Raw genomic sequence first — 15120 nt, forward strand, 5'->3', positions numbered from 1 at the left:
ACCCGCGGTGCACGGGCGAGGCGCCTCCACGGCAGCCGCACCGACGGCTGCTACGCGCCGCGGACCGGCAGGCTCGGGGCACCGCGGGACGGGTCCGCCCCCGCCGCACCCCGGTCCCGCAGGGGTGCCGCAGGCACGGCCGGCGTCGAGGACGTCGGCGGGGCCGGCGACGACGGCGGTGAGGCCGCGCTGTCGGGTCCGACGTCGCGGCTGCGGGCCAGCCGGGACTCGCCCTCCCGCACCAGCTCGTCCGCGACCGCCGCCCCGGCGACCGACCACACGACCGCCGAGCGAAGGTCGGGCCAGACCAGCTCGTCGACGCCGCCGGACGGTGCGGACAGGTGTCCCAGCACGTGGCGGCGGAGCTGGTCGGCGGAGGCCGCCGCGTGGATGTCGTCCATCGGGGGCAGGGTCGCCAGCACGGCGAACCGGTCGCCGTCGATGCGCCCGGCCTCGCACCCGCGGGGCAGGCTCGTCCGGAGCCGTCCGGCCAGCTCGACCAGCACGGTGTCACCCATCTCCAGGCCGTGACGGGCGTTGAGCGCCGCCATGCCGCGCACGTCCAGCAGCACCAGGACGACGCGGGTGCCCGAGGTCCGCACCAGCTCGCAGCGCCGGGACAGCGAGTGCCACGTCGCCGCGCGGGTGGGCAGGCGGGTGTGCGGGTCGAGCGAGGACCGCTCGGCCAGCGCGGCGACCAGCGAACGCATCAGGTCCGCCGTCCCTGCGCTGCCCCACCGCTGCCCCGCGACGAGCACGTCGTCGTAGCGGTGGTCGTCGTCGCGCTCCATCGCCCGGGTCGCCACCGACGAGACGGGGTCGTCCGGGGAGACGATCATCGGAGCCCAGTCGGTCACGGCGGAGACGGGGCGGCGCTCGAGCACCGCTCGGCCGTATCCGAGACGGCCGGTGAGCGCCGCCGTCAGGCCCGAGCGCATGATCATCCCCGAGCGGTCGCCGCGCTCGTCCTGCACGACGACGCAGCTCACCTCGGGGTTGCGGAACATCACCTCGAGCTGGCCCACCGGCATCGTCGAACCGACGACGGTGACAGGACGGGAGAGGTCGGAGACGACGCCCGCCAGGCGGGCTCCGCCGCGGACCTGCCGGTGCCGGGCAACCTGCGTGATCTCGTCGTGCACGGTGGCAGTATGGTGCTGCGCCGAACGGTCATGTCGGGCGAACCGGGCATGGTCGCCGAGCGTTCGGCCACTGTTCACCGTCGTTCACGAAGCAGCCATCCCACCGCGGCCACCTCCGGCGGACCGGGTGAGAAGGGCCCGGCGGGCCGTCCCACCCCAGGTCACCGTGGATACTGGGCTGGCCCCGACCGACCGCAGGAGACCTCGATGCGCCACCGCCTCACCGCCCGCCCGACGGCCCACGCCGCCACCCGCGCCTCCCGGGGCGCCGGGGCGGTGGTGGCCGCGCTCCTGATGGCGGGTCTGGCCGGGTGCGGCCCGGTCGACACGGCGGGCACCGTCACCGAGCCGACCGCAGCGGCCGCGGCGTCCTCGGACACCTCGTCCGACGGCGGGTCGAAGAAGACCGACGGCGGGTCGAAGAAGTCGGGCGAAGGCTCGAGCCAGAAGTCGGGCGAGGGATCGAAGCAGAAGGCGGGCGACGGCACAGCGCTGGCCGCCCTCGCCGACCTCACGATCAAAGGACGTGCCCCGAAGACCGGGTACGACCGCGACCAGTTCGGTCCGGCGTGGGCGGACGTCGACCACAACGGCTGCGACACCCGCAACGACATCCTCACCCGGGACCTGACCCGGCCGACGTACAAGTCCGGGACCCACGACTGCGTGGTCCTCACCGGCCGGCTCGCCGACCCGTACACCGCCACCGTCATCGAGTTCCAGCGCGGGCAGGACACCTCCACGGCCGTGCAGATCGACCACGCCGTCGCCCTCTCGGACGCCTGGCAGAAGGGCGCCCAGCAGATCGACGAGGAGACGCGCCGACAGCTGGCGAACGACCCGCTGAACCTCTACGCCGTCGACGGGCCGACCAACGGCGCCAAGGGCGACGGTGACGCCGCGACGTGGCTGCCCCCGAACACGTCGTTCCGCTGCGAGTACGTGGCCCGGCAGATCGCCGTGAAGAGGACCTACGACCTGTGGATCACCGGTGCCGAGCACGACGCGATGGAGCGGGTGCTGTCGTCCTGCCCGGACGAGCCGCTGCCCGAGGGCGGCCTGGCTCCGACGGTCCAGGCGGCCACGGCCCAGCCCGAGCCCACCACCGAGTCGCAGCCCTCCGGCTCCGGCTCGGCCGACCCGGAGCCGGAGTCCGTCCACTACGAGAACTGCACCGAGGTGCGCGAGGCCGGCGCGGACCCCGTGCGTCGCGGCGACCCGGGGTACGCCGACCACCTCGACCGCGACGGCGACGGCGTCGGCTGCGAGTAGGCGGGGACCGGAGCGCCGCTCAGCCGGCCGGCGAGCACGCGGACGCGGACCGCCCTGAATGCGGGTCCGCCGAGGCGCCGGCGCCGAGCTCGGGCTCGCACACCTCGCAGAGGAACCAGTCGTCGAAGTAGTCGAGGACCTCGTGCCGGTGGTACAGCTCCGGCACGGCCGGCTCCCGGGGGATCGTGCCGGCGATCCAGGCGCTCACGAGGCCGTGCCGGTCCAGCAGGTGGGCCACACGGCGGCAGTCGAGCGTGTGGACGACGTCGTCCCCGACCAGGACGTAGCACCGTCCGGCGGCGACGTCGCGGTCGATCTGCGCCTGCTGGAGCCGCGTCCTGGTGATCCACTCGGCGAGCAGCTGCTGGTCCGCCTCGTCGCGCAGCACCCGGGCGCCGTCCTCCGTGGCAGCGCGGAACCGGACGTCCCGGAACCGGCTGCCGGCCACGTGCGTGCCCTGCTCGATCCTGTTTCTTGTCGTCATACCGCTGTCGTCCCCCCGGACTGCTCGCTCCCGCACGGCGTCGGGCCGACCGGCCTGCAGAAGGCCGGAGCGACGCGCTGCCGTGCGGCAGAAACCCGGCGCAGCGACCGGGCCTGAAGCAATTATTGCTCGGGGTGCACATCTCGGCATCCGGGGATGTCCCCACGTGGCGGGAGGGGCGGCGGCTCGGGGTCCTCGACCCGGTCGCCGCGTCGGGCGACGGCCGCTCGAGAGCGACGAAGGCCCGGAACCGTGCGGTTCCGGGCCTTCTGCGGGTGGAGCTAGGGGGATTCGAACCCCCGACCTTCTCATTGCGAACGAGACGCGCTACCAACTGCGCCATAGCCCCGTGAAGCGGTAGTCAGATTAGCACCCGGCCACCGCTTCGGACCAAATCGGCACCGCGACGCCGACGTGACATGCGTCGCACCCGACGCGCGGATCACCCGGCGGCGCGACGCCGCGCGAGGATCTGCTCCAGGGGCAGACCCAGCGTCTCGGTCCGCGGGCGAGGCTCGTCCCCGACGTCGCGACCGCGCGGACCGTCCGCCGCGCCGGACGTTCCCTCGGGGGCCGCCCCGGCGTCGGGCCGTTCCGAACCTCCTGAGGCCGGCGCGGTCTCGGGCGTCACCGGACGCTCGGACGGCGGCGGCACCACCCGACGTTCCTGGGTGGGCACCGTCGTCGGCTGCTCGGGACGCGGCGCCGAGGCCTTGTGCACATACGTGGGCAACGGCACCGGGACCGGGTCCCACGGCTCACCGCCGACGGGTCGGTCCTCCCGGGCCGGTGCCGACGCCGGCTCGGCCCGTTCGGGCTCGGCGTCGTCGCGCCCGTCACCCGCCGCCGCGTCACCCGCCGCCTCGCCGCCCGGTGACGCGACGCCCGCCGGCGTCCCCGGCTCACGCCCCGCCGTCGCCCCCTCCGTGGTGCCGGACCGCTCCGGTGCGGCCGGCCGCACCCGCGGGATCATCTGTGTGCTGGTGTCCGAGGGGTGCACCGCCCGACCCGTCACACGTGCCCGGTTGCGGGGCGCGTACGGGCCGCCGTGCGCCAGCGTGCGCTGCTGCGTGGCCTGCTGCCGCTCGGCGCGCCGCTCCGCCCGCCACCGGGCGTCGGAGCGGCGGGCGGCCATCACCGCCAGGCGGCCCAGCGCCAGCACCACCGCGAGGAGCGCGGACGGCACCGCGGCGACGGGCCAGGTCACGTAGCCGAGCCCGACGACGGTCCATGCGGCCGCCGTCAGCAGCACGAGGACCACGGTCAGGGTGAGCCTGCGGCGCGCCCGGGCGGCGCGGCGCTCCAGGACGGCCAGCCGGCTCGCGCGCACCTGCGGGGTCATGCCCGACGGCGCGCCCCCGGTCCGCGAGGTCACGAGCGGCACGCTGCCGGTCGCCGGCGCGCCGGACGTGCTGGTCTGTCGCATCGCTCGCCCCTTCCCTGCTCCGTCCGCCACCGCCAGGACCCGCAGACCGCCGGAGAAACGGTCTGCCACCCGCGCGTCGGCGAGCAGCTGACGCCGCCGCACCTGCTGCGGGACCCAGTACCCCAGCCAGAGCACGACCAGCGCGAGCGCTGCGAGTCCTGCCGGCGAGGTGTCCACGACATGACGGTAGGCGAGCCGGGGCACCGTGGGTCGCACCGATCTGCGGCGTGTCCGCGACCTGACGTGGCCGCGAGCCCGTGCTCAGGCCCCGTCGCGCACCTGCTGCCACCGGGCGAGCAGCCCCCCGGGGACCTCCTCGGCCGTCAGCGCGAACGTCCGGTGGTCGCGCCAGGCGCCCTGGATGTGCAGGTACCGCTCGCGTACGCCCTCGTCGCGAAAGCCCAGCTTCTCCACGACGCGCAGGCTCGCGGCGTTCTCCGGACGCACGTTGATCTCGATGCGGTGCAGCCCCACGATGTGGAAGCAGTAGTCCGTGGCCATCGCCACCGACGTCGGGATGATCCCGTGCCCGGCGTGCTCACGCGCCACCCAGTACCCGATGCTGGCCGAGCACAGCGAACCCATCTGGATGGAGGACACCGTGAGCTGGCCGACCAGCGCACCGTCCAGCTCCACGACGAACGGCAGGGCGGCGCCCGCCCTCGCCTGCGACGTCAGGGCGCGCACGTACTCGGCGAACGACGCCGACCCGGGGTGCTCCCCCGGCGACGTCGCCTCCCACCGGTCCAGCCAGTCGGTGTTGGACCGGCGCAGCCGCATCCACTCGCCGCCGTCGCGCCGTCGCAGCGGACGCAGCACCACCGCGCCCGACGGCGTGTCCTCACGCAGCGTCACCGGCCACGGTCTGGTCACCGCCCACCTCTTCGCGTCGCTCATCCGAAGCCCCTCGTCCACCCGGCGTGCCGGGTACCCCGTGCACCGGACCCTGCCACAATGTGATCATGCACGGCGAGCCCAGGCCCACGACAGCCCATCAGCCGTACCCGGTCGCAGCAGGGATGGAGGCCGAGGACGTCAAGGACGAGCTGCGTCGCGCCATCCGCCACCAGCGCGAGGGTCGGTCCCACCGGCTGCGGGACGAGGCCGCGGTCGCGTTCGCCGACGTGCTGGCCACCGTGCCGGCGGTGCAGGACGCCGCCGTCGTCGTCGCCTACGCGGCCCGGCCCACCGAACCCGGCACCGGCGAGCTGCTCGAACGGCTCGCCGGCCGTGGGGCGCGTGTCCTGCTGCCCGTCCTCGGCGCCGGGCTGGCGCGCGACTGGGCCGAGTACGCGGGACCGGACGACCTGCGCGAGCGCGCGCCGGGGCGCCCGCCCGAACCCGGCGGACCCAACCTCGGTGCCGACGTCATCGTCGAGGCCGACGTCGTCATCTGCCCGGCGCTGGCCGTCGACACCAGCGGCGCCCGGCTGGGTCAGGGCGGAGGCTGGTACGACCGGGTGCTCAAGCAGGTGCGACCCGGGGTGCCGTCGATCGCGATGGTCTTCCCCGAGGAGCTGTACGACGCCGCCGATCGGCCGCTGCCGTACGAGTCGCACGACGTGCCGGTGCAGGCGGTGGCCACCCCCGCCGGCTGGCACGCCCTGCCCGTGGAGTAGGGGCCGGGCGGCACCCCCCGGTCAGGGCGTCAGGGTCGCCGTGTCCGCGGCCGAGGACTCCACCGCCGCCCGGGAGAAGGGGAACCGGAAGGTCTCCCCGTCCGCCCAGGCCGCGAGCTGGTCCTCGTAGTGCGACGACGCGGGGTGCCCCGAGACACCCCCGGCCGCGACCCACGTCGAACCGTCCAGGTCGCCGAGGTCGACGACCATCCGCATCGACGGGCCCGTGGTGACGGCGAAGCTGCCCGTCGAGGCGTCCCACGAGGTCGCGTTCACGATGGAGCTGCCGCCCGGCAGCGCCACCGGCCGCGGGTTGACGAAGTCGCGCAGCAGCGCGGGCACGTCGCTGCCACCGAGCACGGGGTGCTGCAGGCTCAGCTGATGGACGGAGCCCCAGTCCCAGTCGTCCGGGTCCTTGGACAGCTCGACCGTGAGGTCACGACGTGCGGTGACGAGCGCCTGGGTCAGGACCTCGTCGCGGGTCTCGACGACGTTCACCGTCGAGCGGTCGTCCCAGAACGGGTCGTCGGGGCGTTGCAGCATGTCCTGCACGACGACGAGCCAGCGCGCGCCGCCCGACGGGGCCATCGAGGCGGGCAGGTCGTCCCAGAACGTGGCCGACAGCAGGTTGCGCCACACCGCGCTGAAGTAGGCGGCCGGCGCCGAGTCGACGTCCGTCGAGTAGTCCCACCCGGCGAGCAGCTCCTGGCCCGCGGCGTCGTACGCGTCGTCGATGTCGAGGTCGAGCAGGACCGGGACGAGCTCGGCGGCGAACGGCGACCAGTCGTCGAGCTGGATCGTGCTCATGTCCTCGACCGTGAAGGGCCTGCCGGTCGCGATCTGGGCGTCGAGGAGCGCGGAGATGCGCCCGGACCGGAACCCGGGGTCCCAGTCGCTCGACAGGTACGGTTCCGTGCCGGTCGGCAGCACCGCCTGGTTCGCCGCCACGACGTACCCGGACTCGGGGTCGAGCGCCCGCGGCATGTCCGCCGGGTCCACGTACCCCTGCCAGGCGTAGCGCGGGTCCCAGCCCGGTCGCGGCCAGGTCCCGTCCGACGGCACCGGCCCGGCGACACGGTGGCGCACCGGCACACGGCCCGGGGCCTGGTACCCGATGTGGCCGTCGGTGGTAGCGAACACGATGTTCTGCGCGGGCACGTCGAACAGCGCGGCGGCGTCCTGGACGTCGCTCGCGTCCGACGCCGTCGCCATGGCGAAGATCGCGTCCGCGGTCCGTCCGGGCTCCAGCGCCGTCCAGCTCAGGGAGACGGCGTACTCGCCGAACCCGGTGCCTGCCTCCGTCGGGGAGTCCACCACCTCGTCGACGTCCAGCACGGTGGAGACGACCGGCCCGTGGTCGGTGGACCGCACCTCCAGCTCCACCGGGTCACCGCCGTTGACGCGGATCGTCTCGGTGCGGGTGGTCATCGTCGCCCACTCCTCACCCTCGGCGTCCCGCAGCCAGGTGTCGCCCCGCACGCGTTCGATGAAGAAGTCGGTGACGTCCGCACCCATGTTGGTCAGGCCCCAGGCCAGGTCGGCGTTGTGCCCGATGACCACCCCGGGGAAGCCGGCGAAGCTGAAGCCCGCGACGTCGAACGGGCAGTCGTCGTCGACCGTCTCGCAGTGCAGCCCGACCTGGGACCACACCCCCGGGATCTCCAGGGACAGGTGCGGGTCGTTCGCCAGGATCGGCGACCCCGACGCCGTGTGCTCGCCGGCCACGACCCACGAGTTGGACCCGGCGCCGTCGCCCCGGCCCACCAGCACCGGCACCGCCTCCAGCGCCTCCTCGGCCGAGGCGACCGCCGCGTCCAGCAGACCGGTGCCGTACGGCACCTCCGCACCCGCGGTCTGCGTCACGGCGTCATGGCGGACCGACGCGGTCCGGGCCACGTCCTGCTTGCGCAGGATCGGCTCGCCACCGCTCTGGTCGAAGTCCGGGAACAGCTCCTCGACCATGTCGACGTCCTCCAGCGTGCTGTAGGCCAGCGCGCGGTCGAGCTCGTCGTCGTAGTTGCCGCGCAGGTCCCAGGCCATCGCCTTGAGCCAGGCGAGCGAGTCGACCGGGTCCCACGGGTCGGGGTCGGCCACAGCCACGCGGGTGCCCAGCACGGTGTACTCCACGCCGAGGTCGTCCGGACCGCGGTCGGCCAGGTAGGCGTTCACGCCCTGGGAGTACGCCTGCAGGTAGCTCCGGGTCTCCGGCGAGACGAGGTCCCACTCCTGCTCCGCGACCTCGCGCCAGCCGAAGGTGCGCACCGTGCGGTCGGCGTCGATCGCCTCCGGGACGTCACCGACGAGCTCCGCGAGACGGCCCGCCGTGACGTGCCGGCGGTAGTCCATCTGGAAGAACCTGTCCTGCGCGTCGAGGTACCCCTGAGCGGTGAACAGGTCCTCGGCGTCCGAGGCGTACACCTGCGGCACGCCCTGGTCGTCGCGGTGCACGGTGACGTCCCCGGAGAGCCCCGGGACCGTCTGCGTCCCGGTGACCTCGGGAAGCGGCTTGCGGACCGTGACGAACGTGAAGGTCACACCCGCCACGAGGGCGAGCACCACGAGCACCGAGACGCCCACCGCGGTGCGGCGCAACCGCGACCGCGGCGGCTGCGCGGCGTCGTCCGCCGGGCCGTCCTCGGCCGTCGCACGTTCGTCGGGACCGTTCGGTTCGGGTGGGGCGCTCGATGACACGCAGGCGAGACTACCGCCCGGCGTATGATTGGCACTCACCTGATCCGAGTGCCAGTGCTGAGGAGCTGCCCGTGCCCACGTACGCCTACCGGTGCGCCGACTGCGGCCACGCCTTCGACATCCACCAGGCGTTCACCGACGACGCGCTGACCGTCTGCCCCGAGTGCGCCGGCACCCTGCGCAAGCAGTTCGGCTCGATCGGTGTGACCTTCAAGGGTTCCGGCTTCTACCGCAACGACTCCCGGTCGGGGTCGAAGAAGTCGTCCGGGTCGTCCTCGGGCGGGTCGTCCTCGGGCACGTCGTCCGGCGGGTCGTCCTCGAGCACGTCGTCGACGAGCGGTGGCTCCACCGGGTCGTCCTCGGGCTCCCAGGCCGCCTCCGCCTGACCGCCGCGGCCGCGGGCCACCCCCAGCCGGCACTCGACCGGCGTCGTCCACAGCCTTCCCGGGCGGACCGCTCCGTGGACCCGGCCGCCACCTAGCGTGCCGGCCATGGAGTCCACCGGAACCTCCCGGCTGCTGCGCCGGCTGCGCTCGGCGGTCTGGCGCTCACGGTTCGTGCTCGCCGCCGTGTGCTGCGGGCTCGCCGCGAGCGTCACGGTCGACGCGTTGCGGCCGCCCGCCCCACCCTCGCGACAGGTCGTCGTCACGGCACGCGACGTGCCGGCCGGCACGACCCTGGCGGCGGCCGACGTCACGACCGTGAGCGTGGCCGTCGAGCTCGCACCCGACGACGTGCTCGGCGACCCCGGCGACGTCGTCGGGCGCACGTCCGCCGTCCCGCTGCCCGCGGGGCTCCCCCTGCACCCGGGCCTCGTCCCGGGGGGCGGGCCGGCCTCCCGGGCGCCGGAGGGCAGCGTCGTCGTCGCGGTCCGGCTGGCGGAGACCTCGTGGCTGCGTCCCGGCGACCACGTCGACCTGCTCGCGGCCGACGACGACGGCACCCGCCTGGCCCGGCGCGCGCTCGTCCTGCCGGGCGTCGGGTCCGATGCCGGCGGCGGCGCCGGCGGGCTGCTCGACGGGGCCGCGCCCACGGGCACCGACTCCCCGGTCACGCTCGTCGCCGTCGACCCGGACGAGGCGGCGGCCGTCTCGTCCGCGTCGGGATGGGGCGCCGTCGTCGCCGTGCTCGTCCCCTGACGGCCGCCGGCGCACGGCATCCGCTTGCACCCGCGCGGGCCCCGCGGACAGAATCGACGCGGTCGCGCCGGAGCAGGTCCGGCGCCGAGGGAGGAATCGCACCGTGAAGAACGCGCTGGCCGGGTTCAAGGTCTTCATCATGCGTGGCAACGTCGTCGACCTGGCGGTCGGCATCGTCATCGGCGGCGCGTTCGCCGGCGTGATCAGCGGGCTGCAGGCCGGGATCATCAACCCGCTCATCGCCGCGGTCTTCGGTCAGCCCGACCTGTCCGGAGTCTGGGCGTTCACCATCAACCAGGCCCACTTCAGCATCGGGGTCTTCCTGTCCGCCGTGCTGAACTTCCTCATCGTGGCCGCGACGCTCTACTTCCTCGTGGTGCTGCCGATGAACAAGCTCGCCGAGCGCCGCGCCCGCGGCCAGGAGCCCGAACCGGAGCCGGTCCCCGAGCCGGACGTCGTCCTGCTCGCCGAGATCCGCGACCTGCTCGCGGACCGGTCGACCCGCAGCTGAGCCCGCGCGCCGGTACCACCGGCACCCACCCCGCACACCGTTGTGGGCATGAAATTGACGGCCCCGCACCGGGCTGAGCCGTCAATTTCATGCCCACAACGTGCGGGTCACCAGTGCGGCGGGACGTCGCCGCGCAGGCGGTCGTCGTTGGAGCCGTGACCGCCCTCGTCGTCGGTGGTGGCTCCCCAGACCGTCTCCCGCTCCGTCCCGCGCCGGACGGCTCGGCGGGACCGACGCACGCGCGGCTCGGCCGCGTCGTCCTGCGGGCGGTCGGGAGAGTCCGTCTCACTGCTCATCGGGCCATTGTCCCCCGGGTCAGGCAGGCGAACCGGCCGAGCCTGCCGACCCCGCGACAGCATCGGGCACCGGGGCCGACGCCGACGCTGCGGACGACGCCGACGCCGCGGACGCCACCGGCTCGCCGTCGTCGGGCAGCACGGGCACCACCACCTCGGGCGGCACCGGCACGCCTCCCGGCGTCCCCACCCGCTCGTCGCGGACCCGCTGCACCAGGCGGCGCACCCGGTCCGCCTCGCCGCCCGGGTCGAGGAACGCGGCCGCCGACCACACCTGGGTGACCGTCCAACCCAGCCGTTCGAGCCGCTGGGCGAGCTGGCGGTCACGCACCCGTACCGACGGCTCGGCCACGTAGGCGGCGTCGTCCGTCAGCACCGCGACCAGCAGCTCACCGGGCAGGTCCGGGTGCCCCACGACCAGGGGCACGTGGTCGCCGTCGTCGGTGCCGTAGTCGGTCTCGACCAGGTACCCGAGCCGCCACAGCCGCTCCCCCAGGTCGGTGAGCAGCCGGTCAGGCACCCGCCCCACGTCGACGCCGTTGCCGAGCTCGACCTGGTCGGCCACACCCGATCGCCGCGCCGTCAGCTCCAGGAGCTCGCGCAGCAGGCGCGGCCCGCCGCCGCGCAGCCGCTCCGGGTCCAGGGCGTCCGCGCCGAAGCAGGACACCACGTGCAACCGGTGCCGCGTGGCGCCGATGGCCCCGAGCAGCATCGCGGCGCCGCCGTCGGACCCGAGCTCGCCGAACCGGTGCAGCACCCGTCCGTGCGGCGTCCGGCCGAAGCCCACCGACAGCAGGATCGTGTCGCGGGACAGCCCCGCGACCCCCGTGATGTCCGCCACGACCACCGGCTCGGGCCGGCGCCCCGAGAAGAACGGGGCCAGCGCGGGGTTCGCCCGCACCTCGGCCAGCAGCGCCTCCCGGATCCGGTCCGCGTGCGCGGCCGTGACGGTGACGATCCCGAGCGTCTCCTCCGGCCGCGTGAGCGCGTGCTCGATCGAGATCTCGATGACGCGGTCGACCTCGGCACGCGTCGACTCGACCGAGCCCGAGACCGGGTCGGGCATCCCCGTGCCGTCCACCACGTCGAGGCGCACCAGCGCCTCCGGGCGCGGCAGCGGTGCCGGTCGCAGGACGTCGCCGTAGCCGTGCGCGGCCAGCAGCCGGGTCAGCGCGGGATCACGCCGGTTCTCAAGGGGCTGCAGCGTCACCGTCGGCAGCAGGTCCGCGAGCTCGTCGACGCTCGTCCCCGACGCCGACCGCGGGTCCCCGACGGCCACCACCTGCCGACCGCGTGCCAGCGCGGGCAGCACCACCTCGGTCGGCACGTGCTGGACGGCGTCGAGCACCACCAGGTCCACCGTGCGGTGCGCGGGCAACAGGTGCGGCACCAGCGTCGGCGTCGCCAGCACGACCGGGCGCAGCCGGCGCGCCACGTCGCCGTACCGGTCCACCAGATCGCGCAACGACGTCATCCGGCCCTCGATGAGCTCCGCGAAGAGCGCTTCCGCCCCGTCGCGGTCCTGCCGCATGGCGCTGCCCAGGTGCGCACGGGCCGCGACCCGTACCGGTTGCGACAACGCGGCCAGGTGCCGTGCGTCCAGGTCGCGGAACCGGCGCGCGAGCGCGTCCAGCCCGGCGCCGTCCTGCCCCGCGAGCGCCGGCTCCGTCGCGAGGATCTGCTCGAACACGCTGGACCACCAGGCCAGGTCGACCTCCGCCCGCACCAGCTCGGCGTCGGCGCGACGGGTCGTCAGGTCGTCCACCAGCTCCCCCACGCCCGACTCCCGGGCGCGCCGCAGCAGGCTGGTGCGCTCCGGCAGGGTCTCGAGGGCCTCCGGGTCCCCGGCGAGCTGGTGCAGGCGCTCGGCCAGCGCGTCGAGGTCCAGGTCGAGCAGCCGCGCGCCGTGCGTCGTCGGAGCCAGGACCGGCTCGAGCTCGACGAGGTCGATACGCACCGCCTCGTAGGTGTCCTCGATGGTGGCCAGACCCTCCGGCAGCGTCGGCCACCCACCGCGTGCGGAGTGCTCGGCCCACACGTCACGCTGCTGGGCGACCTCGGTGAGCGCGGCGTGCAGGTCGGGCACACGCACGCCCGGGCGGACCATGTCCTTCGCCCGCTTGCGCAGCCGCCGTCGGGTGAACCAGCCCATCTCGACGCCGTGCTCCCGGCGCCACCCGCGCGACGCCGTCGCCTGCACCAGGTCGGAGGCGGTGCGTTCGAACACCATCGGGTGGAAGACGTCCAGGGTGCTGCGCATCCCGGCGAGCATCGCCAGCTGGTCCCCCCACGCCCGCAGCGTGCGCGGCTGGTCCAGGCCCGTCACCTCGCCGGCGTAGGCGATCTGACGGCGCAGCTGCGGCACCGTCGACTCCTTGAGCCGCTGCACCCGCGACAGGGCGTCGCGCGCCTCGTCCATCGTCAGCAGGTTCGCCCCGAACCAGGGCGTCGCCGACGGGCGCAGCGTGAACGCCCCCAGCGTCGCGGCACGCTCCAGATCGGTGGCGACGCGCCGTCGGCGGTCACCGTCGAGGGCCAGCACCGTGGTGCGGTCCAGCCGCACCGTCGTTCCCGGGGCCGGGCGCTCCGACGTCAACCGGGCCAGCTCCTGCAGCGCGTCGTAGGCCGACACGCCCCACGGCGAACGCCGGGCGTGCAGCGCGTCGATGTACCCGGTGAGCTGCGCGCGGGCACCGATGAGGGCGTCACGCACCTGTGCCGCGCCGGAGGTGTCGACCTCCTCGGGCTCGGTCGCCATCGCGTTCGCGAGCCGTCGCGCCATGTCCTCCCGCCAGGTCGGACGCGGCGTGACGTCGAGGGACAGCCCGCCCAGCCCCAGCTCCTCCAGGCGCTGGGCCAGCTGGTCCGCGGCGCGCCGGTGGCCGGTCACGTAGAGCACCGAACGGCCCGCCGCGGCGGCCTCGGCGACCACGGCCGCCAACGTGCCCGCGACGTCTGAACCGACCGGGGCGTCGACGAAGACGTGGCTCCCGGTGGCCAGGACGTCGACGACGTGCCGCTGGTGGGGGTCCAGGTCTCCCACACCGCGCTCGCGGGCAGGATCGGCATCGGTCCGCCTCGCCTCCGGCAGCTGTACCCGGGACACGCGCTCTCGAGCCTGCTCGGCCCCCGCCAGCGCGGCGACGAGCTCGTGGCGTCCCAGCCCCGGCGTCAGCTCGTCGAGGTCGTCGACGAGCGCCTGGCCGGGATGGACGAACGTGCCCACCAGCACCCGCTGCTCCTGGCGGTAGTCGTCGAGGTGCTCCCGCGCCACGGCGCCGATCCGGTGCAGCACGTCGTCGGGGTCGAACCCCGCGGCGGTGAACGTCGCCTGCGCCAGCGCGTCGGCGTCGAGCGTCATGCCCCGGGCGGCGAGCGTGCGGACGACGACCGGGTTGACCTCCACCGTCGGTTCGAGCGTGAGCTCGTAGTCCGTCTCACCCTCGCCGCGCGGCGTGAGCGTGACGGGTCGCAGCAGCAGGGGGGCGTGAACCGTCCGGGTGCCGACCGGCTCGGGGTCCGACGGCGGTACGCGCAGCCGCGGTGCGTCGTCGCGCCGCGCGACGCTCACCACCGGGATCGAGGTCGTCACCGGGGGTGCGGGCAGGTCGTCCGGGTCCGGCGGGGAGTCGGCGGAGACCGTGGCGTCGGGTGAGGCGGCCGAGGCGGCGGCGACCGGGGACGACGCGCCGGCGGCCGAGGCCGACGTGGCGTCCGCGAGCGCCGTCAGCCCGGCCCGGCGGTCGTTCGTGGGCTCGCCGTCGGCGTCGACCGGCTCGCTCCACGTGGCGACACCGATGGCGAGATACGTGGGCGCCATGCCGTAGCGGGCGGCGTGCTCGGCGGAGCGGACGACGACGGACCGCGCGCGCCGTCGTGCCGTCGGGAAGGTCGCGGGCTCGCGCACCAGGTTCGACAACCGGGTGGGGCGCCCCGCGAAGAGCTGGGCGACGCCGGAGGGGTGGGCGGCGGACAGATCGACGACGGCCTCACCCAGGAGCCCGACGTCGGCCAGGCTGGAGCCGCCCACCATGTCGACGAGCCCGGCGCGCCACCGGCGCACCGCCTCGGCGAGCGGGGTCGAGGCGAGCGGACCGGGGGCGGGATCGGGGCTCTCCTGACTGGTCCCCGCGGATTCCGCGGGGTCGGGCTGGTCCGCAGGGCCGCCGGTCCGGGCCGGGGCGTCCTGCGGCTCGGCCGCGGACTCTGCCACGGCAGCGGCGGTGGATCGGCGCAGCACTCTCACGCGAGCACGGTATTCCCGCGGTGGCGTCGGTGGCGGTGGGCACGCCGGACCGGCCGCGAATCCGTGGGGACCCGGATCGCGGGCCCGGCGATGTCGTCGATCGGCGGCGTCCGGACATGAGGACAGCGCGCACCGCGCAGGGGGCGGGCGGTACGCGCTGCCATCGGGCAGTCTGCCGGGTGAAACGTGCGGCGTCAACAGGCACGATGCCCCTGCGGCCGCGCCGTCCGTCCGGGCGGATCCGGTACCTGCCCTGCGCTGTCCGGGCGGGCCGTTCACGACGTCGCCCCCTGC

At 74.8% G+C, this 15120-nt stretch carries 12 protein-coding genes and 1 tRNA gene; 5 read left to right on the top strand and 8 right to left on the bottom strand.

Annotation, left to right across the window (positions count from 1 at the left end; all coding sequences use genetic code 11):
• Window positions 1-50: 50 nt before the first annotated feature.
• Window positions 51-1142 (bottom strand): diguanylate cyclase domain-containing protein, encoded by a 1092-nt coding sequence (locus ACIQLL_RS12000; RefSeq protein WP_402467193.1) that lies wholly within the window; start codon window positions 1140-1142, stop codon window positions 51-53.
• Window positions 1143-1349: 207 nt separating this feature from the next.
• On the opposite strand from ACIQLL_RS12000, the gene ACIQLL_RS12005 reads away from it, so the two are divergent.
• Complete coding sequence (locus ACIQLL_RS12005; RefSeq protein ID WP_402467195.1) at window positions 1350-2414, top strand: GmrSD restriction endonuclease domain-containing protein; 1065 nt, start codon at window positions 1350-1352, stop codon at window positions 2412-2414.
• 19 nt (window positions 2415-2433) lie between these two features.
• On the opposite strand, the gene ACIQLL_RS12010 is transcribed toward ACIQLL_RS12005, so the two are convergent.
• From ACIQLL_RS12010 to ACIQLL_RS12025, 4 genes are all read right to left on the bottom strand, one after another.
• The gene (locus tag ACIQLL_RS12010) at window positions 2434-2898 is read right to left on the bottom strand and encodes a hypothetical protein (RefSeq protein WP_402467198.1); all 465 of its coding nucleotides are present in this window, start codon (window positions 2896-2898) and stop codon (window positions 2434-2436) included.
• Window positions 2899-3174: 276 nt separating this feature from the next.
• Window positions 3175-3247, bottom strand: a tRNA-Ala gene (locus ACIQLL_RS12015).
• Window positions 3248-3340: 93 nt separating this feature from the next.
• Window positions 3341-4501, bottom strand: coding sequence for a hypothetical protein (locus tag ACIQLL_RS12020; protein WP_402467200.1), 1161 nt, complete (start codon window positions 4499-4501; stop codon window positions 3341-3343).
• An 84-nt stretch (window positions 4502-4585) separates the two neighbouring features.
• Window positions 4586-5221 carry a GNAT family N-acetyltransferase gene (locus ACIQLL_RS12025; RefSeq protein ID WP_402467203.1) on the bottom strand — a complete coding sequence of 212 codons (636 nt, stop codon included), beginning with the start codon at window positions 5219-5221 and terminating at the stop codon, window positions 4586-4588.
• 65 nt (window positions 5222-5286) lie between these two features.
• On the opposite strand from ACIQLL_RS12025, the gene ACIQLL_RS12030 reads away from it, so the two are divergent.
• Window positions 5287-5943: a 5-formyltetrahydrofolate cyclo-ligase gene (locus ACIQLL_RS12030; protein ID WP_402467205.1), complete on the top strand. Its 657-nt coding sequence runs from the start codon at window positions 5287-5289 to the stop codon at window positions 5941-5943.
• A 21-nt stretch (window positions 5944-5964) separates the two neighbouring features.
• Here the strand turns inward: ACIQLL_RS12030 and ACIQLL_RS12035 are convergent, their stop codons facing one another.
• Window positions 5965-8634, bottom strand: coding sequence for a penicillin acylase family protein (locus tag ACIQLL_RS12035; RefSeq protein ID WP_402467207.1), 2670 nt, complete (start codon window positions 8632-8634; stop codon window positions 5965-5967).
• Window positions 8635-8705: 71 nt separating this feature from the next.
• On the opposite strand from ACIQLL_RS12035, the gene ACIQLL_RS12040 reads away from it, so the two are divergent.
• The 3 genes from ACIQLL_RS12040 (at window position 8706) to mscL (ending at window position 10284) form a co-directional block, all read left to right on the top strand.
• The gene (locus ACIQLL_RS12040) at window positions 8706-9020 is read left to right on the top strand and encodes an FmdB family zinc ribbon protein (protein WP_402467209.1); all 315 of its coding nucleotides are present in this window, start codon (window positions 8706-8708) and stop codon (window positions 9018-9020) included.
• Between the two features lie 105 nt (window positions 9021-9125).
• Entirely contained in the window at window positions 9126-9773 is a 648-nt protein-coding gene (locus ACIQLL_RS12045; protein WP_402467211.1) for an SAF domain-containing protein, read from the top strand.
• Window positions 9774-9876: 103 nt separating this feature from the next.
• Window positions 9877-10284, top strand: a complete 408-nt coding sequence (gene mscL, locus ACIQLL_RS12050; RefSeq protein WP_402467214.1) for a large conductance mechanosensitive channel protein MscL — start codon at window positions 9877-9879, stop codon at window positions 10282-10284.
• A 107-nt stretch (window positions 10285-10391) separates the two neighbouring features.
• Here mscL and ACIQLL_RS12055 read toward each other — a convergent pair whose 3' ends face one another.
• Entirely contained in the window at window positions 10392-10580 is a 189-nt protein-coding gene (locus ACIQLL_RS12055) for a hypothetical protein (RefSeq protein WP_402467216.1), read from the bottom strand.
• A gap of 19 nt (window positions 10581-10599) precedes the next feature.
• A complete protein-coding gene (locus ACIQLL_RS12060) occupies window positions 10600-14826 on the bottom strand; it encodes a hypothetical protein (RefSeq protein ID WP_402467218.1) in 4227 nt (1408 codons plus the stop codon).
• Between the last annotated feature and the right edge of the window lie 294 nt (window positions 14827-15120).

This window comes from Isoptericola aurantiacus, assembly GCF_044769875.1.
Taxonomy (GTDB): domain Bacteria; phylum Actinomycetota; class Actinomycetes; order Actinomycetales; family Cellulomonadaceae; genus Isoptericola; species Isoptericola aurantiacus.

What these genes read in the sequence shown, in the direction of transcription:
- ACIQLL_RS12005 (WP_402467195.1), top strand. Translation starts at nt 1,350, where the DNA reads ATGCGCCACCGCCTCACCGCCCGCCCGACGGCCCACGCCGCCACCCGC.
- ACIQLL_RS12045 (WP_402467211.1), top strand. Translation starts at nt 9,126, where the DNA reads ATGGAGTCCACCGGAACCTCCCGGCTGCTGCGCCGGCTGCGCTCGGCG.
- ACIQLL_RS12030 (WP_402467205.1), top strand. Translation starts at nt 5,287, where the DNA reads ATGCACGGCGAGCCCAGGCCCACGACAGCCCATCAGCCGTACCCGGTC.
- ACIQLL_RS12010 (WP_402467198.1), bottom strand. Translation starts at nt 2,898, where the DNA reads ATGACGACAAGAAACAGGATCGAGCAGGGCACGCACGTGGCCGGCAGC.
- ACIQLL_RS12025 (WP_402467203.1), bottom strand. Translation starts at nt 5,221, where the DNA reads ATGAGCGACGCGAAGAGGTGGGCGGTGACCAGACCGTGGCCGGTGACG.
- ACIQLL_RS12055 (WP_402467216.1), bottom strand. Translation starts at nt 10,580, where the DNA reads ATGAGCAGTGAGACGGACTCTCCCGACCGCCCGCAGGACGACGCGGCC.